Origin of the sequence: Bartonella capreoli (genome assembly GCF_902813205.1) — a bacterium.
Classification (GTDB): Bacteria; Pseudomonadota; Alphaproteobacteria; order Rhizobiales; family Rhizobiaceae; genus Bartonella; species Bartonella schoenbuchensis.
Window position 1 is genome coordinate 1 of the sequence record NZ_CADDZX010000360.1, and the last position, 395, is coordinate 395.

Sequence of the window (395 nt, forward strand, 5' to 3'; positions counted from 1 at the left end):
CCATTCAGCAAATCTACCTTGCTCTTCAAAAGAAGATAACAAAGAAACCGTCTTAAAATTATTTTGCATTTCGCTTAAATTGATCCCTTCACGAGCACGAACATATTTTGCGGTAAAATAGCGTGTGATAGATTCAGCTTCATCAAAATTTGCGGGGCTTTCTTTTAACGCTTCAACCACTTCAACTATTCCCGTTGAATTATCAACGCAGATGACGAATGGTTCAACTGTTTTGAGTGGCACAAGCACTATAACAGCTAATGAAGAGACAATTGCAACTATAACTTCTACCCTAGCAAGAGCAAGCGAGGCACGCGTAATACGGCGGGATATGATTATTCGATCTTGATCGAATAATCGCGCTTCAGTAATGTACAGCTCAACGTCTTTCTTTT

The 395-nt window shown here is 39.5% G+C and carries 1 protein-coding gene; it reads right to left on the reverse strand.

The features are described from left to right. A partial coding sequence (locus tag J7R05_RS08795; protein WP_246468289.1) for a VirB8/TrbF family protein occupies window positions 1–378 on the reverse strand: 378 nt, incomplete at its 3' end. Window positions 379–395: the final 17 nt, after the last annotated feature.